Here is a 26,114-nt window from a genome sequence, read left to right as displayed (position 1 = left end):
TGGGTCAATATTCCTGGTTCGCGTCCGCGTTCCAGTGATACAACGAACGGGCCGAAGCGATGCGCTTGAACGCCTTCGGATCGATGCCGGCGAAGGCCGGACCGGCTGCGCGCAACAACTGTGCAACCGCCTCGACGTCGGCGCCGGTCAGCGGCTCCTCGCGTGCGTCGGCGCCGAGCGACTTGATGCTGCCGCGCACGTAGAGCACTGCCTCGTACAGCGAATCGCCGAGCGCGTCGCCTGCGTCGCCGCACACCACGAGGCGTCCCGCCTGCGCCATGAACGCCGAGAAGCTGCCAACCGAACCCTTGACGACGATATCGGCGCCCTTGAGCGAAATGCCGCAGCGCAAGCCCGCATCACCTTCGATCACCAGCAGTCCGCCATGCGCCGAGGCCCCCGCCGCGTTCGACGCAAAACCCTTCACGTGGACCCGGCCGCTCATCATGTTTTCGGCGACGCCGGTACTCGCGCTGCCGCTGATCGTCACCTTCGCTTCCTTGTTCATGCCGGCGGCGTAGTAGCCCGCGTGGCCGTCGATTTCGATCTCGATCGGCAGGTCGAGTCCCACCGCGATGTTGTGCGCGCCATCGGGATTCGTGATGCGCACCATGCGGGTGCCCTTGTCAGCGGCGTCCTTGTGCAGGAAGCGGTTGAGCTCGGTCACTGGCGTGCTCGCCAGGTCAAAGTTCACACTTTCCATACGTACATCTCCTCGGGAGCCGGTTCGAACACGCGTGCATGCTTGATGTCGGGCAGATGGGCCAGCGAGCGGAACTCGGAGGCAATCGCCACGTAGTCGTCGGTTTCGGCAACGACGGCCGGCTTGCAGGCGAACGGATCGCGAATCAACGCGAGCTTGTCGGGCGTGCCCATCAGGAACGTGTAAAACCCGTCGAGCTGCTCGAAGCCCTTTTGCAGCGCGACTTCGAGATCGTCACCTTCGCGCAGGCGGTATTCGAGGAAACGGCATGCGGCTTCGGTATCGTTGTCCGTGTCGAAGCGGATGCCGTGCGGTTCGAGCATCCGGCGCACGCCGTAGGGATTCGACAGCGATCCGTTGTGCACGAGGCAGAAGTCCTCGCCCGCCGTGAACGGGTGGGCGCGATCCGGCGTGACTGCCGATTCGGTCGCCATCCGTGTGTGGCCGACGAGGTGCGTGCCCGTCAGGCCGCTGAACGCGTACCGGTTCGACACTTCCTCCGGCGTGCCCACGTCCTTGTAGAGATCGATCGTGCGACCGGTCGACAAGATGTGCAGCTGCGGATGCTGTTCCTTGATCCAGCGCTTGACCGTATCGGGCGCCAACCCGACGTTCAGCACCGCGTGGTTGCCCTTCGCATGCACGGATGCTTTGGCGCCCATGTGGGCGTTCAGTTCGTGTACAAGCCCTTGCCAGTTGAAGTCTTCGCCGTCATCGGTCAGACCTGAATAGAGACTGATCTTGCGGGTGCCTTCGCTCACCGGATCGGTGAACACGGCAAGGCCCGCCGAATCCGGGCCGCGCTCAGTCATACCGAGCAGCATGGGCACCATTAGTTCGCCCAGCCGCTCGCGCAGCGCCGGCTGCTTGACGAGTAATCCGACAATTCCACACATGGTTTTTTTCTCCTGCGCACAGTCCTGCGTTCAATTGATTTTTGGCGATCGGTGAGACGTTAGAAAAATTCGAGGTAGGACTTCTGTTCCCAGTCCGAGACATGGCGCATGTACTCGATCCATTCCATATGTTTGAGACGAAGGAATTCGCCACCCGCCGGCCCGAGCGCCTCGAGCATCACCTCGTCCCGCTCGAGTGCGTGCAGCGCATCCTGGAGGTTCTGCGGCAGGATGCTGATGCCGTTGTCCTTGAGTTCCTGCGGGTTCAGCTCGTACAGATTCAGATTGCACGGCTTGCCCGGATGCAGCTTGTTGTTCACGCCATCGAGGCCCGCCGCGATCACCGCCGCGGTCGCGAGATAGGCGTTGCAGGCCGCATCGGGCAGACGCAACTCGATCCGGCCGCCAGGAATGCGCACCATCGACGAGCGGTTGTTGTCGCCGTAGCTCACGTACGCGGGCGCCCATGTTGCGCCCGTCAGCGAGCGTCCCACCACCAGCCGTTTGTACGAATTCACGGTCGGGGCGCAGATCGCCGCCAGTGCCGGAGCGTGCTTGAGCAGTCCGGCCGTCCAGTGATAAGCGAGCTTCGAGAGACCGAGCCCGTATTCATCGCGATCGTCGGCGAACAGGTTGCGCTCGCCGTCCGAAATCGACATGTGCATGTGCATGCCGTTGCCCGGCCGGTTCGCGAACGGCTTGGGCATGAACGAACAGATCAGGCCAAGTTCATTAGCGATCTCAGATGCGGCCATCTTGAAGAACACGTAGTGATCCGCGGACTTCAGGCAGTCCGTGTACGTGTAGTTGATTTCGAACTGGCCGTTGGCGTCTTCGTGGTCGATCTGATAGACGTCGATGCCCGCCTTGATCAGCGATTCAGTCAGGCGTTCGAGGAAGACGCGCGAGCGCGACAGACCTTTGTAGTCGTAGCAGGGTTTCGGCAGCGAGTCCGAATCGTCGCATGGCACGATGCGGCCTTCTTCCGTGCGCCGCAGCAGCGAGAACTCCGGTTCGAGCCCGGTATTCAGAATCCAGCCGTGTTCAGTCAGACGCCGGACCTGCTTTTTCAAAGTGACGCGGCTTTCGAAATCCCACGGCTGCTTCTTGACGTGGCCATCGCAGGCGATGCGAGCATAGCCCGGTTGCCACGGCACCAGCGCCAGCGTGTCGAGATCGCCGACCGCCATGAAGTCAGGGCCCTGCGGATCGATCCCGAGGCCCCAGACCGCGAAGCCCGCAAAACCGGCACCTGCCGTCAGGATGCTGTCGAGGTGCGCTGCCGGCACCGACTTGGTCTTCGCGACCCCGTGGATGTCGACGAACTGCGCGAGGATGTATTTCACATCGTTGTCTGCAAGGAATTTCTTGGCTTCTGCGGGGGTCATGTCGATTGTCCTCAAGCGTCATGGTGCTATGTCGGAGAAGCGCCCGACGCGCTGTGCCAGCGCACGGCCAGCGTGCTCGGGCCTTCCTGTCGTTGGCCTACCGGGATGCTGCCTGGTCGATTTCGGTGATCGTGGCGAGACCGACCGGCCCGCCGCCCAACTCGGCAGCAATGCCGACGAGGGTTTCCCACAGGTACATGCCGTACGTGCCGTCGGCCCACAAACGGTAGTACGGCCGGCCTAGCCGCTCGCCCGGCAGCACCGTGACGGCGACACCCGCCATCGACGTGAGCACGACGGGTCTCGCCTCCAGGTCCAACGCGCGAAAGTTGACATTGCAGGTCTGCAGCAGCAACTCGTGCAGGGCCTCCCCGCACAGGGCCAGCGCCAGGTCCTGGCGCAGCACCGGGTAGACACGCAATGCCGGCTCGCGATGGGCCAGCTTCGCCGAGGTCCGGCCACGGAGGCCATCCTCGATCAGGTATTCGGTCAAGCCAAGTCGCGCGATGAAACCGCTCTGCGCCAGCGGCTGCCACGTATTGGGCGTCTCAGGCACAGGGACGCCCTGTTCGGCGAGCCATGCCGCCACGCCCTGCCCTTTGAAGCCGGTGCGGTGCAGATACGACACGTCGGCGATGCCGAGTGTGCGGGCCAGCGCGGCGTCGCCGGCTCCAAAGCGCTCGGCCACCTGCATGTTCTCCAGCACGGTCCACTGCGCGTGGGCCGCCTGCTGGGCATCGCGCGCGGGACTGGCGCGCAACGCCATTGCTGCGTTCGGTGCTTTCATGCGGCCTCCTTCCTGGGTGCGGCGGTCTTCGACGGCGCGGCCTCTTTCTGCCGCAGGTTCTCAGGGTCGTAGAACGGCGTGGGCACGACGGTGGCCGGCACCATGCTGCCGTCGCTCACGCGAAACGTGATACGAGTGCCGGCTGCGGTCAGCGCCGGGCGCACAAACGCGAGACCGATCGTCTTCTGCAGCGTCGGACTCCACGCGACGCTCGTCACGCGCCCGGCGATTTCGCCGCCGTCGATCACGAGATGGCACTCGCGCAAGCTCGCATTCTTCACCCCCTCATCCAGGGCGAAACCGACGAGCCGTTGTTGGGCAGACTGCTTGTCGATGATCTTCAGACTGCGCTGGCCCACAAAAAACGGCTTGTCCATCTTGACCGCCCATTCCATCCCGGCATCGCGGGGCGTCGTGAGACCATCGGTATCCTGGCTGACGATCACGTGGCCTTTTTCGAGCCGCAGAAGTCGTTGTGCTTCGACGCCGAACGCACGGATGCCATATTCGGCACCCGTTTCGACGAGCGTCGTCCATAACGCTTCGCCGTATTCGGCGGGAATATGAATTTCGTAACCCCATTCGCCGACGAAGCCGACCCGCATCAGCCGCGCGGGGACGCGATGCGTGCCAAGTGCGATACCGGTGACTCGAATGCCGAGATACGGAAATGCTTCGGAGGACAGATCGAGATCGACCAGCTTTTCGAGCACGGCACGCGCCTGGCTACCCGCCAGGTTGACAGCCGCATAGCCACCGGTCACGTTGACGATGCCGCAGTCGAGACCCCAGATCGTGTTCAACCGCGACAGCTCGCGATAGATCGCAGCAGCTCCCGACGTCGTGGTGGTGAAGTAGAAGTGATCGTCGGAGAGGCGCGCGATCACGCCGTCGTCGATCACCACGCCCGATTCGTCGCACATCAGCGCGTAGCGTGTCATGCCGGGCTTCAGACCTGCATACTTCGACACGTAGACGCGTTCAAGGAACTCTGCGGCTTGCGGTCCGCGCACTTCGAGCTTGCCGAGTGTGCCCACGTCGATGATGCCGACGCCGTTGCGCACCGCCAGCACTTCCTCCTGGATGCACGTCGCGCGATCCTTGCCCGCCACCGCGTAGTACTCGGGACGCTGCCAGACGCCCGCCGGCATCCACTGCGCGCCGAGCCTGTCATGTTGGGCGTGCAACGGCGTGCGCCGCTCAGGATTGAATCCGCGTCCGGCCAACAACGACATTGGCACGGGATGGAAAAACGGACGCGCCGTGGTCGTGCCGACCTGCTGCGGTTCCTTACCGGTCAGTTGCGCGAGGATGCGCAGGCCGTTCATGTTGGAATGCTTGCCCTGACTCGGGCCCATGCCGTTGGTCGAAAAGCGCTTGAGCAGTTCGATATTGTCGAAACCTTCCTGCACGGCGTTGGCGAAGTCCTTGAGCTGCAGATCTTCATCGAAGTCGACGAAGTTCTTGCCTGCCGCGTGCGGGACGATCGGCCATGCATGCGAGGGCGATTCAGGCTCCGGCGCGACGACGACCGCGTATTCACCGAAAGTACCCGCGCTCGACGCATGACCGCTGTGTATCGCGGCGAGTTCACCGGCGCGACGGCCGTCCTGCAGTTTGCTATCGAAGGTGAACACGCCGTTCACACGGCCGCAGGCGAACACACCTTCCGGTAGCCGGTCAGGAACGAACTGCTCGACAGGCTTCGCGTAGCGCATGCTCGTGCCGGCCTGATACAACAGGTTGGCCGCGGGCGCCCAGCCGACGCTCATCAGCAACGTATCGCATCGGATCTCCCGCGTCTGCACGGGAACGGCCTCCATCCCGACGGGCGGCACCGCGCCGACCCGCACGGCCACCAGCCGGTTGCCTGCCGCATTCGCTACAGCCTCGATCACGCAACTGGACGTCATCACTTCGACCCCGCGTGCTTCGAGTTCGCGGGCGAGTTCTCCAAAGCGGTGCGATACGCGCAAGTCGACCACGGCCGCGACAGCCATTCCGCGCGCCAGCATGTCGAGCGCGGCGCGGTAGCCGTCTGCGTTGGCAGTCAGTACGACCGCGCGCTCGCCTGGCCTCACGGCATAGCGATACGCCAGCCGCTGCGCGGCGGAGGCCAGCATCACGCCAGGCAAATCGTTGTTGTGAAACACCGCAGGTTGCTCGAACGCGCCGCTCGCCACCACGACCGCCTTGGCACGCATCTTTGTGATCCGCGTGGCATCCACGAGCGGGACCCAATGATCCGCGTAATAGGCTGCCGCGAGCGTGCCAGTCAGCACGCGGATGCGCGGATGAGCGCGCACGGTATCGTCAAGCTTGCGCACCGCATGAAAGCGCGCCTCGTCGCCACCGAATTGATACGTGCCGCTGCCACCCGAGCGAGCGTTTTCATCGACGATCACGACGTCCGCGCCACGTTGCGCCGCCGCCAGCGCGGCAGACAAACCAGACGGTCCCGCGCCGATCACCAGCACGTCGCAAAAGCCATAGCGCTTGGGCGTACGAATATGCGGTGCGTCGAACTCGACCTTGCCCAGCCCGGTCATGTTGCGGAACATGCGCTCCCAGCGTGGAAACCAGCGCTTGCTGTAGAACGCCTTATAGTAAAAACCGACTGGCAGGAACGGCGCGAGCTTGCCGATCCAGCGGGCGCGGTCACCGGCCACGCCGCCGACCGTATTGACCGAATGCCAGTTGGCCCCCGCAATGAGTTCCGTGACGTCAGCCCGCACGTTGATGCGCGCACCGTCCTGCAACATCACGTTGACATCGTGATTGGCGAGCGACAGCACGCCACGCGGCCGGTGATATTTGAAACTGCGCCCCAGTACCGACACCTCCGACGCCCACAGCGCACTGGTAATCGTGTCGCCAGCGAAGCCCTTATGGCCCTTACCTTCGTACGAGAAATCGAGCGTCGTATTGCGATCGATCCATTCGCCTGCGTGCTTTGCCAAACGCATTTACGCCTCCCCGCCACTCAGATAGGTTCGGACGACACGATCCTTCGCGGTGTCACGTTCGGCGATAAACCACGTATTGCTCGGCGTATGGCACCACCATTCTTTCTTGAAGCCCGCTGCGCCGTTGCGGCAAAACACGTAGTCCGCCCATTCGTCGTCGGTGGCTGCCGCCGGGTCGGGAATCTCGCGGATCTCGCCCCAGTAGGCAAACTCGGACACGGGTCGCGCGCCGTTGACAGGACAGGTCATGATCTTCATTGCCGTCGCTCCCCGATCAATGGCCAACCGACGCCGCGCCCTTCTCGCCCGTCAACGAGAACTGACGGAAGCGGTCGAGCGTGAAGCCGGTAATGAGCGGATGGTTCGTGTCGTTCACCACTGTGTGCGACATAGTCTTGCCGCAGATCGGCGTGGCCTTGAAACCCCAGGTGCCCCAGCCGGAATCAAGGTAGAAACCCTCGACCGGCGTCTTGCCCATCACTGGCGCAAAGTCAGGCGTCATGTCGGCCATGCCGGCCCACTGACGCATCACCTTCACCTGCGACAGGAATGGGAACATTTCGAGCATGTGTGACGTCAAGCCTTCCACGAAGTCGAGCGTCGAGCGTGTGGAATGCAGTTCATACGGATCGAGCGAGGCGCCCATCACGAGTTCGCCGCGCGCCGACTGACTGATGTAGACGTGCAGGCTGCCGGAGACGAGGATCGGATCGAGCCATGGCTTGAGCGGCTCACTCACCATCGCCTGGAGAGGATGAATGTAGATCGGCGTGCGCAGTCCAACCATATCCGTCATGCGCGGCGTGGAACCGGCCACGGCGCACAGCACCTTGTTGGTCGAGATGTAGCCGCGCGAAGTCTTCACACCCTTCACCTTGCCGCCCACCACGTCGATGCCGAGCACTTCCGTCTGCTGATGGATCTCGACGCCGCGCTGATCGGCGCCTCGGCCGTAGCCCCACGCCACCGCGTCGTGCCGCGCGACCGAACCCGGCGCGTGGTAGAGGGCGCCGAGAATCGGCGCGACCCCGCCGCACGACAGGTCGATCATCGGCGCGGACTGCTTCACATCCTTGGGGCCGACGACTTCGGAGTCGACGCCGTAGTGCTTGTTGACCTCGGCACGCCAGCGCATCGTGCGCATCGCCGAATCTGTGTGGGCGAGCGTGTAGTGACCGCGCGTCGAGTAGAACAGGTTCAGGTCGAAATCCTGCGCCAGGTCTTGCCACAGCTTGACGGAAGCGTCGTAGAACTGCACGCCTTCGGGTGTCAGGTAATTCGAGCGAATGATGGTCGTGTTGCGGCCGGTGTTGCCGCCGCCGATGTAGCCCTTCTCCAGCACGGCGACGTTCGTGATGCCGTGTTCGCGAGCGAGGTAGTAGGCCGACGCTAGACCGTGACCGCCCGCGCCGATAATCACAACGTCATAAGAACGACGCAAAGTGTCATGCTGCGTGAACATCCTCGGTTCGGGATGTTGCTTCGACATTGCGAAACGCGCGAGACGCCACGGCATAGCTTGCTCCTAGTGCGGCCCCTTGCTGCCCGTTGCAGCGCAAGGCCGGGACGATCCTGATCAGGGTTTTGACTACTCACTGACTACCGCAACACCACCGTCTTGTTGCCGTGAATCAGCACGCGGTCTTCGAGGTGATATCGCAAACCCCGTGCCAATACGGCCTTCTCGATATCGCGGCCGAGGCGCACCAGATCGTCAGGACGGTCGGAATGACGCACGCGGATCGTGTCCTGTTCGATGATCGGCCCTTCGTCGAGGTCTTCCGTCACGTAGTGGCACGTCGCGCCTGTCAACTTCACGCCGCGCCCATACGCCTGGTGATACGGCTTGGCACCCACAAAGCTCGGCAGGAACGAATGATGGATGTTGATGATGCGGCCCGGATACGCCGCGCACAGCTTTGGCGATAGCACCTGCATGTAGCGCGCAAGCACCATGGTGTCAGCGCGCGCGTCCTCGAAGAGCCGCTGCACTTCGTCATAGGCGTGCGCCTTGTTGTCGGGTGTAACCGGCACGTGGTGAAACGGGATGCCGTGCCATTCGACAAAGCTGCGCCACGTGTCGTGATTCGAGATCACGCAGGGAATGTCGATGTTGAGTTCACCCGCTTTCCAACGGGCAAGCAGGTCGTACAGACAGTGTTCGAGCTTCGATACCAGAATGACCACGCGCTTTTTCACCGAATGGTCGGTGACTTTCCAATCCATCGAGAACTCGCGCCCAATGCGCGCAAACCGTTCGCGAAACGCGTCGACGCTGAACGGCAACGAATCGGTCGCGATCTCATGGCGCATGAAGAAGCGCTTCTCGATCTCGTCGGCGTGGTGCGTCGCCTCGATGATCCAGCCATGATGTTCGGCGAGAAATGTGCTGACCGCGGCAACGATGCCAATGCGGTCAGGACACGACAGAGTCAGCGTAAAGCGGCGAGGTGCTGGCATGTGGGGTCCAGTTCTCAGTAGGAATAAATGTTGATTCAGAGTAACCATGAAAAAACGACAGGTCAATACAGATAAACTTTATTTCCTATCAAGAAACACCTTATGAGTACCACCTTGGAGATAGGGTTCGGCTCAAGGCGAAGCGTTCGCGCTAAAGCGAGGATGCGAGCCGACGTTGTCTGAACAGCTCCCACCGATAGCGGGCGGTCATGTAGGCATCCATCACGGCGATCGCATAGACGAAGAGACCGCCCGCGTGCCGGCCGATGAACGATCGTCCCGGCGCGGCGAGTTCCATCGTGACGATTCCGAGGGAGAGCATGAAGAAAATCATGATCAGCCCGCGCGTGGGCATCCGGTTGAGCACCTGGCCGCCACCCGGCAGGATCACGGCGGCAGCCAGCACGAGGTACGGATGCAAGGGGCGCCGCGGGCGCGGCGCCGCCGCATTCTGTCCGGACTTGGGTTCCGGATTCGACCCATCGCGGCGGGCGGAAGGTGGCGTCGATTTACCCACGCGCATGAGCACCTCCTGCCGCAAGATCGACGCACATGGCTACGGCCTGATCGAGCAGCGACCTGAGCAGCGCCGCTGGCACGTGCGCCTCGCGAAACGCCGCGGAACGCATCACCAGATATTCACTGCGATCCCCGCTGTGCGCCTGATAGACGATTCTTACGCCACGCCGCGTGACGACCAGTTCCTTCGACCGAGGATCGCCAAAGAGCACCCTCACATGCGGATCCAGTAGCTTCATGGGCAATTCAGCGGCGGAACGGTCAGCTCTGAGCGTCGTATGGCGGGGCCATGCATCCGGCGTGGCGATGCGCACCTGGAGACTATCCGCAGGCGAGTAGAACTCGACGTTTTGTGCACGTGCAAGCAGGTCGAACGTACCTTCCACCGGCAATGCGTGTTTGACGGTGACAAGCAGCCACAACGAAGGAATCTTGCGAAAAACCACGTGATCGGCCAAGGGTTCGATGCGGACCTCGAATCCGCCGTACGACCCCGTGAGTACCGGGAAATTCACGGCATCCTGGGTCAGCTGGTAATTGTCGAATAGCGCGAGACACGCTTCAAACAGCTTGAGACGCCGTTCTTTCAGCGCGTTCCGGTCGCGCCAGTAGATGAATCCGAGTGCAATGACGAACAGCGCGGCCAAGACGGTGCCGGCGAGGTGCATGGTGTGACACTCCGTTCCTGCGGCGCCACTTCTTCCACAGTCGCAGCGGCGCCGTCCCGGTATCAGTAATTTTTCGGCCGGGGCCAGTCCATCGTGAATTGATCCCCACGTTTGACGAATTTATAGCGATGCAATGCGAACCAGATGGAAGCGACGATGTAGAACGCCATGATCGACAGCAGCGATGCGCCATAGCCCAGGTAAGTCGCGAAGTAGGTCGCTACGCACAGGACCAGCAGCACAATCGCCGGAATCGGGTGAAACGGATGGACATAGCCCCGGTTGATGCTGCCAATCGGCCATTGCCGGCGGAACTTGACGATATTGATCGACATGAACGTGTAGCCGAGCAGGCCTGAGAGGATCGAAAACGTGATCACCTGGTCCAGTAAGCCCGTGAAGGCAAACGAAATCGCAATCGGCACAAGAAAGATAATCGCGCGGTAGGGCGTGCGATAGCGCGGGTGCACGGCGCCGAACCACATCGGCATGTAGCGATCGCGCGACATCGAAAACCACGCGCGCGATGCGTCGTTGATGCAGCCGTTGGCCGACGCGACGGCGGAGAACAGCGTGCCCACGAACAGCAGCGTTTGCAAACCCTTACTGCCCGACAGGCGCGCAGCGTCGTATAGCGGTGTCACGGCTTGACCGAGGTATTCCCACGGCATCAGTCCGCTCGCGATGTACCAGGTCATCGCGGCGGCGACCAGTAGCGTGATCATCCCGCACATCGTGCCAAGCGGAATCGATCGACCGGCCGAGCGCACTTCCTCCGCCGCCTGACAGGTGCCTTCGATACCGAGGTAATACCACATGCCGAACTGCAACGCGGCCACCACGCCCAGCCATCCATAAGGCAACGGCGTCAGCAATTCGTGATGCAGCAGCGTATGCCCGGGGTTCCAGGGCTGCACGCCAAAAAACAGCACCACGATAGCGACGAATGCGACCGCCGTGATGACGAAATTGACCGTCAGCGTGACAAACACCCCGCGGTAATTCAGCCACGCCAGAAACGCAATGGTGACAAGTGCGAACGGTCGCGAATCCAGACCCGGGAAACCCGAATCGGCGGCGACAGCCTTGATCAGGTCGCCGACCACCAGCGCATCGGCTGCCTCAAGCATGGTGTAGGCCATGACGAGATACAGGCCGACATTGAACGCCATCAGCGGTCCGATGATGTGTTTCGCCTGCGTGTACTGGCCGCCCGCCGCAGCGACCGTCGAGGTCACTTCGGAATCGATCATCGCTACACAGGTATAGAGCAGGCCGATGATCCAGCACGCGATCAGCGAACCATACGCGCCGCCTTTGGCGACAGAAAAATTCCATCCCATGAATTCGCCGACCAGTACGATACCGACGCCGAGCGCCCATACATGAATCGGCCCAAGCACTTTCAGCAACGCGATTCGCTCGCCTGGCTGTCCTGTTACCGCGGTGTCACTCATGAGTTGCTCCTGAACGTCTTGAACGTCTCGAACGGGTTGAGCGCAATCGCGCTGCTATTCCTTTCCTTCGGTTGAACTCATCAGGAAGTCGTCGTTGTATTGGCGACGGACCTTGAGCGCATCGATCAGAATCCACAGGAACAGCAGGATCGACAGGCCCCACGCGGCATGACTCAACAGTTGCCAGAAATTCATCGGTTCACTCCGAAAATTTTTCAGCGATGACCTGCCGGTACTGCCGGTCGGACACAAACAGGACGAAGCCGAAATAGCCGGCAATGACGAGAACCGTCACGATTAACGAGGCCGGTTCGATCTGATAGTCGAACTTGCTCGTGATGATCGGCTTGGCTTGCTCACTGTCGTAGCCGAGCTTTTGCCACTGCGCCTGCATCGTCGGGTTCTGGCCTAGCTCCCGCCAGGACACCTGGGTCTTCGCTGCCGAAGCCTCGGGCTGTTTCTCCGGCGCTTTCAGAAGGAGCGGCGCGAGTAAGCTGCAATACACGAGCACAAGCAGAAACAGGCTGTCGACCAACTGGCCGAAACCTTTCTGCACGGGGGGAACGTATTCGGCTGCCATGGGACGCTTTCCTCGTGGATGGGTGCTTTAGGGGCACTGCAGAGATGCTTCACCTCAGGGCTGCGCGAGGACCTCATCCTGGGCTGAAACGAGTTCGGCTTTGCGCGCACGATTTTCATCGAGGTGGCGAATGTCGAGACCGTAGATATGATTCTTGTCGTCCTTGTAATGCCGGATCATCGCCAGAATCGAAGCGGTATTGAACACCAGCACGCCCGTCACGCCGATCGAAAGCGCAATCCGCACAGCCGGATCCGTCGCGGACGCAGTCACTGCAATGTAGACGTAACCGAGCGTGACCCATAGCAGCAGCAAAGCGACGCATGCCATCCGGCGATCTCGGGTAAACATTCGATCGATGCGCTTTTGCATTCCGTGTTCCATCTTCAAACCCTCCTCGGTCGTGCCGGCATGTGCCGGCGGTGTGGGTAGTTCGGGCAGACAGACAAGCTAATACGGGGCTTCGCTAAATGACGTCAATAGATTCCCTTTCGGCAACAAAGTTTCTCCGTGGTATTTAGCGTGCGGAGGCACTTTCTTGTCAATATGCTTTGTGTGGGTAGACGCGGATCGACTCGAACGAAGCCCGTTGATGCAGCACGGCAAGTTGCAACGCGCCAAGGGTGGTTCGCGTCGCGGTGTGCAGCCAGTAAAAAGCACACAAGGGGAAGGTCGGCCGACGTTGCCTCGCTACTTGCCAATGCGGCCCACGCGAGTCCTGGCCGGGCGCACCAGTCGAATGGCTTTCGATGACAAGGAGAGACGCACAGGTCAATAGCGTGGTCGTGCGCGCATGTGCTTGATGTGCGGTTGCCGGTATGTCGCAGAGCAACATGAAGCCATGCTCCACCCCGTAACAGGCCTAGGAAGTCGTCACTGCATCCGGGGTAAACGACAGGTTCGACGAGCGCCCGTTGCATCACACGACATGCAAAGCACTCTGAAGCTGCTCTGCGGCACGCGACAATCTGCCAGCAATCGGGACGCCACGTTCGGCAACTCGCCAGGACTCACTGCTGACCGTTTCGACGCCCACCCTCGCCTACCAGCCTGACTCGGTTCGACGCATTGAGCGCCTCATCCAAGAGGCGCTCGATCACCTCGGCCGCCGACGTGCTCGCATTCACGAGAGCGGCTGATTCCCCTGCAAATAGCGCCATCTTCTCAACGTCGCCCGTGGTACTGCGCAATGGCGAATCGGTGCTGAACTTGTAGATTGGCCGTCCATCGTCATGCGCGATCACTTCGCGCGGTAGCGTGTCTGGATGATTGCCGAACAAATGGTCCGCCGCTTCTTGCGTCACGCTATTTACCAGCACACGGACCGGGGAATGCGGTGGCCAATTGATCGCGAAGAGGTCGTTGTACACCGTATCCCCAGCCCGGGCATCGAGAATGCGCTGCTTGTGATAAGCGTGCGCAAACGATTCATGCGAGGCAAGAAAAAGAGTCCCGCAATGAATTCCCGAGGCGCCAAGCGCGAGGGTGGCAATCAACCCTCCTCCGGTCGCAAACCCACCGGATGCGACTACCGGGACGCGCACATGCCGTATGACCTCAGGCAGCAACGTCAGAATGCCGGTACGTCCGCGCACGTGGCCGCCGGCCTCGATACCCTGAGCGATGATCACATCCGCGCCGGCCTTCGCGGCGGCTAGCGCGTCGTCAACGGAGCCAACCTGATACAGCACGATCGCGCCGGCGTCCTTGGCTCGCCGTATCGCTTCGGGCACCACGTCCCAGAAGAAGCACAGCGCCGGCACACGTGCCGCCAGGCACGCGTCAAGCTCCGCGGCAAAGAGCGTCGGTTCTGTCGCGGACGGAATGAGATTCACGCCGAACGGAAGATCCGTCACGGCCCGCACTGCGGCAATTTCACGCTCGATCAACTCAGGTAGCTCGCGAACCATGCCGAGCAAGCCGAACCCACCCGCTTTCGAAACGGCCGCAGCAAGTTCAGCGCGTGCCGGCCCTCCCATTCCAGCCGAGATGATAGGGTGCCGGCAACCCAGCGCCAAGGTCAGTTCAGTGGCAAACGGTCCAGCGTCGATAGTCATGGCAACCGCCCTATTGCAGGTACGAAGATGTCTTCTGCGCGAGAAACGCCAGACACCCTATTCCGGACCTTGACGATAATACCGTTCAGAACGAATGCCGCATCCCTATCCGCACATCGGCCTGAGTCGTTGTCGTGGACGGCGTAAAGCTGTAGCCGATCACGGCGTTCACACCGCTCGACGCCTTAAGGTAGTCTCCTGACACATACACGTCGGTACGCTTGGACAGCAGATAATGTAGCCCCAGCGTGCCCTGGTTCCAGTGATGCCCTTCGAACGACGTGTACTGATAGCCACCGATCGCGCTGAATGCCGGTGTCACCTGCCAGATCGCGCCGCCCTCGCCGACCTGCATGTGCGATGAGTTACCGAATGCCTTAATCGTCGTATACGTATAGTTGCCGTTCAACGTGACCGTGCCGATCGCATAGCTCGCGCCCACACCGAACGTGCCTTGCTTGTCCACCGCGAACGGGCTACTCGCATAGAGATCGGTGATCGCGCCTGTCGCTGGATCGACGCTGATCGTCGGCCGGCCGAGGAACGTGCTCGTGCCAATCATCGCATACGGATCGAACGCATAGATGCCGAAGGGATTGTTCAACTGGGTGTACGCAGCGCCCATCGTGAACGCGCCGTGGGCATAGTGCGCGCCCACGCTGTACGCGCTGTTCTGATGGAAATTCCCCGCCTGATTGCCGAATGAATACATACCGCCGAACATGAAGCCGCCAAACTCATTCGAAAGGAATTTCACCGAATTTGGCAGACGATCACCATTGAAGCGGTCGAAATCGCCCTGATGAATCGCGTAGCCACTGCCCCATGCCGAAATGTTGTACGCGAATACCATTTCCTCGGTCATATCGAGCTGATTGCCGAACGACAAGGTGCCCCACGAAGTCGCCAACCCAACATAGGCCTGACGGCCGAACTCCGCACCGCCGAAGCCGAGCGTGCCGTTACCGAGATGGAATCCGCTTTCCAGCGTGAATACTGCGGACAAGCCGCCGCCGAGATCTTCAGTACCCTTGATGCCCCAGCGGTTGCCATATGAAATGCCGTCGTCGAATTTGACGACGTGCGAACCGCCGGTATTGCTCACATAGGTGACGCCGGCATCGACGATCCCATACAGCGTTACGCTGCTTTGAGCCTGGCTGGTAATCGGGGCGCTCGCGAACGCGAGGGCTACGCCGGACAGTGCTGCGGCATTCAGTTTTTTCATTATCTGATATTCCCTTGTCTTGTCTTGCTGAAGTCTTGCCAGATAGATGGCGAGTTTCACGCGCTTCCATGCGCAAACCGTCGGATACTGAGTGGCTAGAGCGACATTGATGAAGCGACCGCCTCACACTGGCCAAACAGGACGACATCAGCGTCACACGCGAGAAATGGCTGAGCAAGGGAGCGGGCGGAGCGCTATGAGCCAGTGACTCGACAAATGCGATGCAGCATAGGATGACCGCATCGAGAAGCGACAAAGGAAAAGAATGTGTTCGCCAATTGGGAAGGCGTCGTCATTCGAAGTCTGGCGGCCATTCGACGCGTATGTCGGGGTTCGCGCTCAATCGCGCCTCGAGTTGCCCCTACCGCTTGCCTATGCTGGCGAATACCCCTCTTATCGCGAAGGGAGTAGGTCTTCGTCTACCCCCTCATTGGGCGGTTCCTGTCGCCTTTTTCGTCGTGTTTTTTTCACACCCGGATGTTGATCTAAGGGCATTGCTTTGAGGCCGCCTCCATCAGAGCCGTAACCTGCGCTAGAGACCGCGTACTCTCACCGCCGCTCTCACATCTGAAAAATTCGAGTAGCACGCGTTCGTGCTCATATAGCCAGCGAAGCACAGGTTTGTCGGCGCCTGCTGCGCTTTCCGCCAGGAGGCGGTATCGGGCCACGTACGGAGGCAGTTCCCTTGCAAAGGCGGCTGCGAATTCCAGCCAGCTCATGGCACAGTACGCCTTTGCGCGCTCAATACCCTCTTGCCGCTTGCCATCCGGTTCGTCCGTGGACATTCCCCAACGAGCAAGCAACACCTTCAGCCTTGCTCTTGTTTCACTTTCGAGGCGTGCGAGTACCATCAGCTTCTCGTGCTCGCTCGCGAATGGCGCGTGCTCTGCCAGCTTCAGAAATACTGTCTCTCCCCAAATTTCATCGTGATATGCAGCAAGAACGCTTGCCCTGGTTTCCTGCGAATATTCAATCGCGCGAGAAGCTTGTTCTCCGCAGCCGTGATCAATGCACATTCGGCATCCTCCCTCCGTGAATTGTCCTGTTCGGATCGGTTCGTTTCCCACCGTGCGTCGCATCCTCTGCGAGTCATTCAACTTCCCGGTCGACCGACTGTATCAGCAGCAGTATTGGCTTCGACAATACCCAACGTGAGGTATGGCGCTGGAGAATTGATCCGCGGCTAACCGATAAATTTCGCGATTCGGGCTCGCTATATTCCATGTGATATAACGAGACTGGCATGTGCAAACCGCATCTGCCGGAATCCGGGGAGCACATGTTCATCCGTCAACTTCATTATCTGGTTACGCTTGCGAAGGAGCAGCACTTCGCCAAGGCCGCCGAGGTGAGCCATGTTTCGCAACCGGCGCTGTCCTCGGCGATCCGAAGTCTGGAGGCAGAGCTGGGCCTGGTCATCGTCAGGCGTGGCAGACGTTTCATCGGTTTCACCGAGGAAGGCGAGCGGGTACTCGGATGGGCCCGCCAGACGCTCGCCACACTTGAGCATATGCGGCAGGATGCGTCGGCCGCCCAGGTGCGGCTGACTGGCACGATACGCATCGGTGTCATTCCAACGACAATGCCCATCGTCGGTTTGTTGCTGGGCGCGTGCCGCTCGGATCACGCTTCGATCCGATACTCGGCGCGCTCGCTCAGTGCCGACACGATCCTTCGCCAACTGGACGACTATGAACTCGATATAGGGTTCACCTATCTGGACGATCGCGTCCAGGCGGGGTTCGCGGTTCTTCCTCTGTATCGCGAGCGTTATTTTCTGCTCTCTCCGCCTTCCTCGCCTGCCCGGCCGGGCGTGAATCGTTGGGACGCGCTCGGCGAACTACCGTTCTGTCTGCTGGGCACCTCGATGCAGAATCGGCAGGTCATCAACGCGGCTTTTCGCAGGGCCGGCGTTCAGCCAACGGTCGTGCTCGAAACGGATTCTTTGCTAGCGTTGTATTCGAACGTTCAGCATGCCGGCCTGTACAGCATCCTGCCGCACAGCCTGTTAAGCGTGCTCGACGCACGAACCGGCGTCAACGCAACGCCATTGCTGCCCGAGTTGACGCGTGAGATCGGCCTGATCACGCGCAACTCTCCTTCCATGCCGCCGCTCGCGGCGGCGATGTGGAGTGCAGCGGAACGTCTGGACCTTCAGAAGGCTTTTGATGCATTGCTCAACACGGCAGACATTGCTGCGCTGGGATAGCGAACGTTTGATAAGCGCCGGTTATCAGCCAATCCGTCCAAACGATTGGACCGGTCTCGCTTCTCTCAAAGACACTGTGTTCATCGATGCCGCGCATCGATCCAGCCGGCAAACAAGTGACGCCGGATCACAATTGAATTGAGTGGAGCGAGACAAATGGCGAAGGTTCTTTGTGTACTGTATGACGACCCCGTCGGCGGCATGCCGAAAAGGTATGCACGTGACGACGTTCCGGCAATCACCCGTTATCACGATGGTCAAACCGCGCCGACACCCGAGGCGATCGATTTCACCCCGGGTCAACTGCTCGGCAACGTGTCCGGCGAACTGGGGCTGCGCCGCTATCTTGAGTCGCAAGGTCACACGCTGGTTGTCACGTCGGACAAGGATGGCCCCAACTCCGTGTTCGAACGCGAGTTGCTCGACGCGGAGGTGGTCATTTCGCAACCGTTCTGGCCGGCCTATCTGACGGCGGAGCGCATTGCCAAAGCACCGAAACTCAAGCTCGCCTTGACCGCTGGCATCGGCTCCGATCACGTCGATCTGCAGGCGGCGATCGAACGCGGCATCACCGTCGCCGAGGTGACTTACTGCAACAGCATCAGCGTCGCGGAACACGTGGTGATGATGATTCTCTCCCAGGTGCGCAACTATCTGCCTTCGCACGAATGGGTCAAGCGAGGCGGCTGGAATATCGCCGATTGTGTTGAACGGGCTTACGATCTGGAAGGCATGCACGTCGGCACCGTTGCGGCCGGACGGATCGGCGCCGCGGTGCTGCGCCGGCTCAAGGCTTTCGATGTCAAGCTTCACTACACGGATCGGCATCGTCTTCCCGCCGACGTCGAACGCGAGCTGGGCGCGACCTGGCATCCGGACGTCGAATCGATGGTGAAAGTATGCGATGTCGTGACGATCAACTGTCCGCTGCATCCGGAAACCGAGCATCTGTTCGATGAAAGGATGATCGCGAAGATGAAGCGCGGAGCGTACATCATCAACACGGCACGCGGCAAGATCTGTGACCGCGACGCGATCGTGCGCGCGCTCGAAAGTGGACAACTGGCCGGCTACGCGGGCGATGTGTGGTTCCCTCAGCCCGCGCCGCGCGATCACCCATGGCGAACGATGCCGCATCAGGGCATGACGCCGCACACGTCAGGTACGACCTTGTCCGCGCAAGCGCGCTACGCTGCGGGCACGCGCGAAATTCTCGAGTGCTGGTTCGGCAACCGACCGATTCGCGACGAATACCTGATTGTCGACGGCGGGTAACTCGCCGGTGTGGGCGCCCATTCATACTCTGCGGGCAACGCCACGAAGGGTTCCGAAGAAGCGGGCCGCTTCAAAGCCGCCTGACCCTTTCGCCGCGTACTGTCGCGCGTCGGTGAGCCGCGCTGACGGCACGCGGCTCAAGCCGGATTATTCATGCAAAGTCCTTCTCCGTCGACGCTGGTTGGCTCTCGCGCCACGTTTCGCAGCCACGTCATGGCGGCCGTGCTAGGGTTTCTGGGCGGCACGCTTGCCATCGGTGTGCTCGGCGCGATCGGCAAACTGACAGGCTTGCCGCTATTGATCGCGCCATTCGGTGCATCAAGCGTGCTGTTGTTTGCGGCACCCGATAGCGCCTTTGCCCGGCCGAGAAACCTCATGCTGGGACATCTGATCGCCTCGGCGATCGGGCTGGCCGTTTTTTGGGGCGCGGGCGCGGGTATCTGGCAAGCCGCAGTGGCCGTCGGCGCCGCCATTGCCGCCATGCAACTGACCCGGACCGTGCATCCCCCCGCGGGAGCTGATCCGCTCGTGATCATGCTGGCCGGTGGGATGTCCCCACGCTTTCTCCTTCTCCCTATCCTCGCCGGCGTGTTGCTGTTGCATCTGATCGCGATCTTGTTCAACAACAGTGTCCGCAAGCGCGCGTCGCGGCAAGCGGAATGCTCATTGCAAGCAAGCAGGCGCGGTGGGCATCAGAATCCTGATGGCATTTGGGAGCCGTGACAGCAGTGACGGTAGCGAACTGCAATCCAGCACGGGTCAGATCGGTTCGACGTCCAGAAGCGATCTTAGGCTGAGTGTGTCGAGTAGCGCATAGGAATCTCACCCGCACGCTCTAACAGATCCGGACGTGAATGTCTCGATTCATCCGGCTCCTATCGTTCAACCGACACCCCCAACGCGTGATGCGCTCGCAACAGGAAGTCCACCGAAGATATTGAAGAAAATTGCGACCCGCCCTGACAAGAAACCCCTCAATGAGTCGGCCTTGTTGCGACGTCGCGATGTGGAAACGATAGCCGGCGCATTCGTTGCAAATGAACTCATAGTCAAGCTGAGACAGAAACCTGATTCATGCGCCGCGGTTTCATCGGTTGATACAGCGCGAAAAACTGCCATGCCGGCTGACACCGATCTGGTCGAACGAGCGCAGTTGTGAAATATGCCTGCAGCGCACCGCAGATTACGTTGTCGCTGAGCGCCATACTTCACTCACTCCAGCGCGACTGAATCGCCATTACCGGTAGCTAACGTGCCATTAAATCCGCTGCTGCGACGTCCCGACAATCAGGCTCCTGCATCGGGAACCCGTTAGGCGTCTGACAGCGGCGATATCGTCGTCGGTCTAGCAAATCAGCTTGTCCAACGTGATGGGCAGATCTCGAACCCGCTTGCCGGTAGCGTTGAAAACCGCATTCGCTACAGCTGCACCCACACCTGTAATTCCGATCTCGCCCACGCCACGCGCGCCCATCGGCGTGTGAGGATCCGCTTCCTCATTCCAGATGATGTCGATCTCCGGCACATCGAGATGAACCGGCACGTGATAGTCGGCGGAGTGTGGGTGCGCCACCGCGCTTCGCTGGCAGGCGTCGAACGAACCTCGATGGAGGAAACCACGGAGTGCCCCGATGCGCTCGGAGTCTTGACGAAGTCCCGCAAGTTGACAGTGCCCAGTGGACTCAAGGACATGACGCGGCGCTTCTGGGGCGCCGCTGGGTTTTGATAATCATATAGCCGGCCTGCCTCCGTTCCGTTAGAACGGCTGACATATAGTCAGGGTGCAGACCCACCGACTTGACGCACAGGAGGCCGGCTATATGATTACCAGAACCAAGCCAGAAACACCCCCACTCTTGCCGCCAAAAAGTTTGGCAACGGTCGAGCGACTTCAGTTTCTTCATCGCCAATCTGGGTCAATCCGCTGCACGCATCCGGCAACACTCAGCACTGCCGGATACGCAGGCCCGAACTCTGGTCGAAGAAATAAACACGCTCGCGGTTCGCCCGCAGGCCGACCTCCGTACCGATCTCTCCAGCAAACATGTTCGACACCTTCACGGCTATCTGCTGCTCTCCGACGTTCAGTGTGACGAGCGAATGATCGCCGATCAATTCGACCGAATAGATGTGTCCCCGGAACTCACCATCAGACGCGGTGACGAGCATGCAGTCTTCGGGACGCACGCCAAGCACCGCCTCCCCATGATGATTTACGTCCGCAACCAACGCCAGGTCTTCCGACTCGAAGCGGTTGTTCGCCAGCGTGCCGCGCAGAAAATTCATTGGCGGCGAACCAATGAAGCCCGCGACGAACAGATTGGCGGGGTCCGAATAAATGCGCGCTGGGGCGTCGAGTTGTTGCAGCACGCCTTTGTCGATCAGCGCAACACGATGCGCGAGGGTCATTGCCTCGATCTGGTCATGCGTGACGTAGATCGTAGTGACACCGAGTTCATGCTGCATGTGCTTGAGTTCGGCACGCATATGGCCGCGCAGCTTCGCATCGAGGTTCGACAGCGGCTCGTCCATCAGAAACGCCGCGGGGCGGCGAACAATGGCGCGAGCGAGCGCGACGCGCTGCCGCTGGCCGCCCGATAACTGACGCGGATACCGGTCGAGCTGCGGTTCAAGATGAACGCTCGCCGCCACCTCGCGCACCGCCGCATCGATCTCGGCCTTCGCGCGCTTTCTCACGATCAGCGGGTAAGCAATGTTCTCGAACACCGTCTTATGCGGATACAGCGCGTAAGACTGAAATACCATCGCAACATCACGATCGCGCGGCAGTTGCTGTGTCACGTCGTTGTCGCCGACGTAGATGCTCCCCTCACTCGCCGATTCGAGTCCCGCGATGATGCGCAACGCGGTCGTCTTGCCGCAACCAGATTCGCCGAGAAGGACAAGAAACTCGCCCGCCTGTACGTCCAGTGACAGGTCGTGCAGTACGCGCACGTCTCCGAAGGTCTTGCTGACGTTGCGCAGCGAGACGCTCTTCGAATGCGGCACCGTCGAACTCGCAAAATGCGACGGGCGTGGCGCCCGCATCTCCATGTCGTTCATCCTTTGACCGCTCCCACGAGAATGCCTTTGACGATGAAGCGCTGTAGCGTGAGCGTGAGCAGCATCACCGGCAGGATCATGATCAGAATCAGCACCGACATGTTCCACCACTGTGGCCCCCGAGTGGCGTTCTGCGCGGCGACGAGAAGTGGCAGGGTTTGCGCGTTGGCCGTCGACAGAAAGAGCGCGAACAGATACTCGTTCCAGGAGAGGATCAGCACGAGCAGGCCTGTCGCCACGATACCCGGCGCGACGAGCGGGACCACGATGCCAAACAGGATGGCAAAGCGTGTCGCGCCGTCGATCTGTGCGCTCTCCTCGATTTCTTTCGGCACGCTGGCGAAAAAATCGAACATCAGCCAGACGACAATCGGCACATTCGCTGTCGCATAGGTGATGATCAGCGCGGTCCGAGTGTCGAGCAACCCGATGCTCTTGAAGGTCAGGTAGATCGGGATCACCGTGACGACCGGCGGCAAGATGCGTTGAGAAATAATCCAGAAGAGAATGTCGTCGTTGGCGAAATGGCGCCTTGCGCGTCGGATGATCGGGCGCAGCAGCAGGATAAAGAGCGCGCCGCACACGGCCACTGCGATCCGCAGGTCCACACCGCCCCAGCCGACGGCGGCCACCACCACGGCCAGCATCAGGACGCCGAGACCCACCGCTGCGACGGGCGGCCTGTACTCGATGCGCGCGAGGGCGTAAGCCGCTATTGAGCCCAGGAACACGGCGGCAGCCGTGGAGAACGTGGCAATGATCAGCGAATTCACGTAGGGACGAAACGTATCCGGCCCGAGGTCGACGAAGATGTAATGCCAAGCGTCGAGACTCGGCTTGAAGTCGATGAATGGCACGTAGGCCGGCCCGTTCGATACGTCGATAGGCAGCTTGAACGACGTGATCGCCATCCAGTACAACGGAAACAATACGACCAGCGTCCATAGGCCAAGCAGGCCGTAGGCAATCACCCGGGTGCCGATGGGGATCTCATCGAGCCGTGCGGGAACAAAGAGGCGCCGGATCATGATTGCCCCCCTCTCGCGCGCCGCACGACGAGTTGAAAAAATGACACACACGCGATCGTCGACACGAAGAACAACATGTAGGCGACGGCCGACGCACCGCCGAGATTCAGCGTGCGCCACTCGATGAATGCGTGCAGTGTCATTGATTCTGTCGCAATGCCGGGGCCGCCATTGGTCAGCACGTTCGGCAGGTCGACCACCTTGAACGCTTCGATCAGGCGAATCAGCACCGCGCTCGCGGCGACCGGTGCGATCGATGGCCAGGTCACGTCGCGAAAGATCCGCCAGCTCGACGCGCCATCGAGTTGCGCGGCCTCGATCTGGTCACGCGAGGTGCCTTCCAGCGCGGCCAGCAAAACGAGAAACATGAAAGGCACCCACTGCCACGTATCCCCAATGATGACCACGATGCGCGCAAGCCACGGGTCCGCCGCCCACGAGATCTGCCCCAGCCCAAGCCACGCCCAAACCGGCGCAAGCGGGCCAACTGCGGTATCCGCCATCATGCGGAACATGTACGCGATGCCAACGGGTGTCACCATCAGCGGCAGAAAGAACAGAATCCGGAAAAATCGGCCGCCCTTGAGCGGCAACGTGCACAGGTAGGCGAGTCCGAGACCCAGCAAGAACTGCAGCGCCACGCCGAACACCACGTAAAAGAGCGTCACCATCAGGCTGCCCAGCTCGCCGCCGTGACCGACCGTATTGGCGGTAAGCCACACGAGCGCCAGCAAGGACGCAGCAGCGATCAGCCGGCCGATGCCGCCGACGACAGAGCGATGCCTGCCGCGCAGGTAACTGAGGAGCCACCAGCCTGTAGCGAGCGCGACAGCGACCATCATCGAGAGGCTAATAAGGCCAGGCGGCCGGAATACACCGACAAAGTGAAATTGCTGGCTGCCGCTGAAAAGCCTCACGTAGTTGCGCATGCCGACGAACTTCAGTTCGTAGCCTCCCTCGCCGAGCGAGAACCGCATCAACGACAGATAGGCGGACGTGACTAGCGGAAAGATCGAAAAGCCGAGAATGAGCAGCACGGCCGGCAGCACGAACACATAGGGAGCCTGACGATCCAGCCAGTTGACAACGGATGACCTGCGCGACGCGCGTCGCTGTGAAGCAGGTGACGAAACGTGCGACGAAGATTGCATGAGCCAGTCTCGTGTCATCGTTACGGCAGACGAACGACGTTCGGACGCCGTTCGTCATCGCCTCTCCGGAAGCGGCGCCGGTTGCCGCAGACCGGCGCGGCATGCGGCTATTTGGCGCCGATCGACGCCTTGTAGGCCTTCAACTGGCCGTCCTTTCCAAGGTCATCGGTAATTTCATCCCAGCCTGTCTGGATCGCCTTCATGGTGGCGTCGGCATCAAGTTCCCCCGCGAGAAACCGCGCCACCGCGGTATCCAGTACAACTTGCTCGTAGCGCTGGTTCTGCGGGATACGCAGATCGATGATCATATTCGGGCTTTGCAGACTGGCCTTGATGGCGCCGAGGTAGGAGGCCGCCGCCGCGTCGCTCATGCCGGACTTCTTCCAGATCGACATGTCCGTGAACTGCGATCGGCGATACGGATTGAAGCCGGTCGCACCGATCGTCACGTCAACATTCGATTGAGCAGGCTGGCTCATGTACGAGAGAAACGCGTAGGCTGCATCCTTCACCTTGGGGTTGGCCTTGGCATTGATCCCGCCGGACCACCCGCCGAATGCTGCAAAAGGCGCATGGTTGACGCCCTCCACCGCATACGGGCAGGTACTCTTGTCGCACGCCACCAGCTTGCCGGTGTCACGGTTCAACACCTTCGTCGAGCCCGGCAGGATGACCGCGCCGACCTTGTCGATCACCTTCGACTGCTTCGGGTCGATCGCCAGCACGCCGACGTCACCCCAGTCGAGCGTCAGCGCGCAGTGTCCTGAAATGAAGGCGCTGCGCGTATCGCCGACGTCGAGATTGATTTCGTTCGGCGGCCCGTATTGGGTCGATTCCTTGTAGACGTTCAGCGCGGCCTTGAACGCATCATTGTCGACGAGCGGCTTGAAGTTGACCGGATCGAAGAAGGCTCCTTGCGCCGTCCCTTTCGACTGGATGTAGCCACCCGCAATCGAGATGATCGCCCAGTACGCCTGCGCGTTGCGCTTCTTCGAAATACAGGAACCCGCAACCGGTTTGCCGTCGCCGCCGAATACCTTGCCGTTCGCTGCCTTCGCGATGTCCAGGTAATCGTTCCAGGTTCTCGGCGGCTGCTTGCCGAGCTGTTTCAGAATGTCGGTCCGGTAGTAGACCATCTGGAAGTCGCCGTCGAGCGCAACCAGATAGGTCTTGCCATTGAAACGCTCCGAGAAATCGCGGAAGAACGGCATGACGTCGTCTTCCTTCAGCGCCGGATCATGGGCGACGCGCGCCGACAGGTCCTCGAGGAAGCCGCCCTTCGTATAGTCGACCATCCATTGCGGGGCGAACACCGCGGCGTCGACCGAGTTCGTACCGGAGGCCCAATCGGTCAGCAGCTTCTGGTACAAGTCGGAGAACGGCACGGTCAGAATGTTGACTTTGGCACCCGTGAGCTTTTCGAAATCGGGCGCACGGCGCTGCAGCGGCTCCGCGATTTGCGGACCCACGAACGTCATCACATTGATGGTGACGCCATGGAAATCTTCTGCAGCGAGCGCATGTCCCGCTGCCATGAACCACGCAGCCGCCAGGGCGACGGCCACGCTTGCACGTTTGACGAGTTTCATTTTTTGTCTCCTTCATATCGAGTTGACTACGCTGCGCTCGGCGGCTGGCGAGCAGCCCACCCGATGCGCCCGGACTGCGGCGGTCCGGAA

25 protein-coding genes and 1 pseudogene are annotated in these 26,114 nt (G+C 60.8%); 4 read left to right on the top strand and 22 right to left on the bottom strand.

All coding sequences use genetic code 11. The annotated features are described in order from the left end of the window. Window positions 1-4: 4 nt before the first annotated feature. The 17 genes from HF916_RS09200 to HF916_RS09120 form a co-directional block, all read right to left on the bottom strand. A complete protein-coding gene (locus HF916_RS09200; RefSeq protein WP_168788594.1) occupies window positions 5-703 on the bottom strand; it encodes a protein glxC in 699 nt (232 codons plus the stop codon). Continuing rightward, a complete protein-coding gene (locus tag HF916_RS09195; RefSeq protein ID WP_168788593.1) occupies window positions 691-1,599 on the bottom strand; it encodes an amidophosphoribosyltransferase in 909 nt (302 codons plus the stop codon). The genes HF916_RS09200 and HF916_RS09195 overlap by 13 nt, the downstream gene beginning before the upstream one ends. A gap of 59 nt (window positions 1,600-1,658) precedes the next feature. After that, window positions 1,659-2,987 (bottom strand): type III glutamate--ammonia ligase, encoded by a 1,329-nt coding sequence (glnT, locus tag HF916_RS09190; protein WP_168788592.1) that lies wholly within the window; start codon window positions 2,985-2,987, stop codon window positions 1,659-1,661. Between the two features lie 97 nt (window positions 2,988-3,084). Then, the gene (locus HF916_RS09185; protein WP_240975202.1) at window positions 3,085-3,774 is read right to left on the bottom strand and encodes a hypothetical protein; all 690 of its coding nucleotides are present in this window, start codon (window positions 3,772-3,774) and stop codon (window positions 3,085-3,087) included. Beyond that, window positions 3,771-6,740: a glycine cleavage T C-terminal barrel domain-containing protein gene (locus HF916_RS09180; RefSeq protein ID WP_168788591.1), complete on the bottom strand. Its 2,970-nt coding sequence runs from the start codon at window positions 6,738-6,740 to the stop codon at window positions 3,771-3,773. Before HF916_RS09180 ends, HF916_RS09185 begins: the two co-directional genes overlap by 4 nt. Beyond that, window positions 6,741-6,998, bottom strand: a complete 258-nt coding sequence (locus HF916_RS09175; protein ID WP_168788590.1) for a sarcosine oxidase subunit delta — start codon at window positions 6,996-6,998, stop codon at window positions 6,741-6,743. Window positions 6,999-7,014: 16 nt separating this feature from the next. After that, window positions 7,015-8,256, bottom strand: a complete 1,242-nt coding sequence (locus HF916_RS09170; protein WP_168788589.1) for an FAD-dependent oxidoreductase — start codon at window positions 8,254-8,256, stop codon at window positions 7,015-7,017. A gap of 83 nt (window positions 8,257-8,339) precedes the next feature. Further along, a complete protein-coding gene (purU, locus tag HF916_RS09165; protein ID WP_168788588.1) occupies window positions 8,340-9,200 on the bottom strand; it encodes a formyltetrahydrofolate deformylase in 861 nt (286 codons plus the stop codon). Between the two features lie 151 nt (window positions 9,201-9,351). Then, complete coding sequence (locus HF916_RS09160; protein ID WP_240975201.1) at window positions 9,352-9,723, bottom strand: hypothetical protein; 372 nt, start codon at window positions 9,721-9,723, stop codon at window positions 9,352-9,354. Beyond that, window positions 9,710-10,387 (bottom strand): hypothetical protein, encoded by a 678-nt coding sequence (locus tag HF916_RS09155; protein ID WP_168788587.1) that lies wholly within the window; start codon window positions 10,385-10,387, stop codon window positions 9,710-9,712. Before HF916_RS09155 ends, HF916_RS09160 begins: the two co-directional genes overlap by 14 nt. A gap of 62 nt (window positions 10,388-10,449) precedes the next feature. Beyond that, window positions 10,450-11,844, bottom strand: coding sequence for an APC family permease (locus HF916_RS09150; RefSeq protein WP_168788586.1), 1,395 nt, complete (start codon window positions 11,842-11,844; stop codon window positions 10,450-10,452). A gap of 54 nt (window positions 11,845-11,898) precedes the next feature. Beyond that, window positions 11,899-12,039: a hypothetical protein gene (locus HF916_RS09145; RefSeq protein ID WP_168788585.1), complete on the bottom strand. Its 141-nt coding sequence runs from the start codon at window positions 12,037-12,039 to the stop codon at window positions 11,899-11,901. Between the two features lie 4 nt (window positions 12,040-12,043). Further along, window positions 12,044-12,424 (bottom strand): hypothetical protein, encoded by a 381-nt coding sequence (locus HF916_RS09140; protein WP_168788584.1) that lies wholly within the window; start codon window positions 12,422-12,424, stop codon window positions 12,044-12,046. Between the two features lie 54 nt (window positions 12,425-12,478). Further along, window positions 12,479-12,754 carry a hypothetical protein gene (locus HF916_RS09135; protein WP_240975200.1) on the bottom strand — a complete coding sequence of 92 codons (276 nt, stop codon included), beginning with the start codon at window positions 12,752-12,754 and terminating at the stop codon, window positions 12,479-12,481. 680 nt (window positions 12,755-13,434) lie between these two features. Beyond that, entirely contained in the window at window positions 13,435-14,481 is a 1,047-nt protein-coding gene (locus tag HF916_RS09130) for an NAD(P)H-dependent flavin oxidoreductase (protein ID WP_168788582.1), read from the bottom strand. Between the two features lie 85 nt (window positions 14,482-14,566). After that, the gene (locus tag HF916_RS09125; RefSeq protein ID WP_168788581.1) at window positions 14,567-15,709 is read right to left on the bottom strand and encodes a porin; all 1,143 of its coding nucleotides are present in this window, start codon (window positions 15,707-15,709) and stop codon (window positions 14,567-14,569) included. Between the two features lie 485 nt (window positions 15,710-16,194). Beyond that, the gene (locus HF916_RS09120; RefSeq protein WP_168788580.1) at window positions 16,195-16,725 is read right to left on the bottom strand and encodes a hypothetical protein; all 531 of its coding nucleotides are present in this window, start codon (window positions 16,723-16,725) and stop codon (window positions 16,195-16,197) included. Between the two features lie 227 nt (window positions 16,726-16,952). Here HF916_RS09120 and HF916_RS09115 point away from each other — a divergent pair, with 227 nt between their 5' ends. The 4 genes and pseudogenes from HF916_RS09115 to HF916_RS09100 all read left to right on the top strand — a co-directional run bounded on the left by HF916_RS09115 (window position 16,953) and on the right by HF916_RS09100 (window position 20,352). Continuing rightward, complete coding sequence (locus tag HF916_RS09115) at window positions 16,953-17,918, top strand: LysR family transcriptional regulator (RefSeq protein WP_240975198.1); 966 nt, start codon at window positions 16,953-16,955, stop codon at window positions 17,916-17,918. Between the two features lie 156 nt (window positions 17,919-18,074). Continuing rightward, window positions 18,075-19,277: pseudogene (locus HF916_RS09110) on the top strand (NAD-dependent formate dehydrogenase). A 69-nt stretch (window positions 19,278-19,346) separates the two neighbouring features. Beyond that, window positions 19,347-19,916: an HPP family protein gene (locus tag HF916_RS09105; protein WP_168788579.1), complete on the top strand. Its 570-nt coding sequence runs from the start codon at window positions 19,347-19,349 to the stop codon at window positions 19,914-19,916. 127 nt (window positions 19,917-20,043) lie between these two features. Further along, window positions 20,044-20,352: a hypothetical protein gene (locus tag HF916_RS09100; protein WP_168788578.1), complete on the top strand. Its 309-nt coding sequence runs from the start codon at window positions 20,044-20,046 to the stop codon at window positions 20,350-20,352. Between the two features lie 186 nt (window positions 20,353-20,538). Here HF916_RS09100 and HF916_RS09095 read toward each other — a convergent pair whose 3' ends face one another. The 5 genes from HF916_RS09095 to HF916_RS09075 all read right to left on the bottom strand — a co-directional run bounded on the left by HF916_RS09095 (window position 20,539) and on the right by HF916_RS09075 (window position 26,024). Then, on the bottom strand, window positions 20,539-20,766 hold the full coding sequence (locus tag HF916_RS09095; protein ID WP_206001720.1) for a xanthine dehydrogenase family protein molybdopterin-binding subunit: 228 nt from the start codon (window positions 20,764-20,766) through the stop codon (window positions 20,539-20,541). Between the two features lie 371 nt (window positions 20,767-21,137). After that, on the bottom strand, window positions 21,138-22,256 hold the full coding sequence (locus tag HF916_RS09090) for an ABC transporter ATP-binding protein (RefSeq protein ID WP_240975197.1): 1,119 nt from the start codon (window positions 22,254-22,256) through the stop codon (window positions 21,138-21,140). After that, window positions 22,253-23,284 (bottom strand): carbohydrate ABC transporter permease, encoded by a 1,032-nt coding sequence (locus tag HF916_RS09085; RefSeq protein WP_168788577.1) that lies wholly within the window; start codon window positions 23,282-23,284, stop codon window positions 22,253-22,255. The genes HF916_RS09090 and HF916_RS09085 overlap by 4 nt, the downstream gene beginning before the upstream one ends. Then, the gene (locus tag HF916_RS09080; RefSeq protein WP_168788576.1) at window positions 23,281-24,435 is read right to left on the bottom strand and encodes a carbohydrate ABC transporter permease; all 1,155 of its coding nucleotides are present in this window, start codon (window positions 24,433-24,435) and stop codon (window positions 23,281-23,283) included. Before HF916_RS09080 ends, HF916_RS09085 begins: the two co-directional genes overlap by 4 nt. Before the next feature lie 107 nt (window positions 24,436-24,542). Beyond that, the gene (locus tag HF916_RS09075) at window positions 24,543-26,024 is read right to left on the bottom strand and encodes an extracellular solute-binding protein (protein ID WP_168788575.1); all 1,482 of its coding nucleotides are present in this window, start codon (window positions 26,022-26,024) and stop codon (window positions 24,543-24,545) included. Between the last annotated feature and the right edge of the window lie 90 nt (window positions 26,025-26,114).

The organism is Paraburkholderia aromaticivorans, assembly GCF_012689525.1.
Lineage (GTDB): Bacteria > Pseudomonadota > Gammaproteobacteria > Burkholderiales > Burkholderiaceae > Paraburkholderia > Paraburkholderia aromaticivorans_A.
Note: the sequence above shows the minus strand (reverse complement) of the source record. Positions and strands in the feature narration are given on the sequence as shown.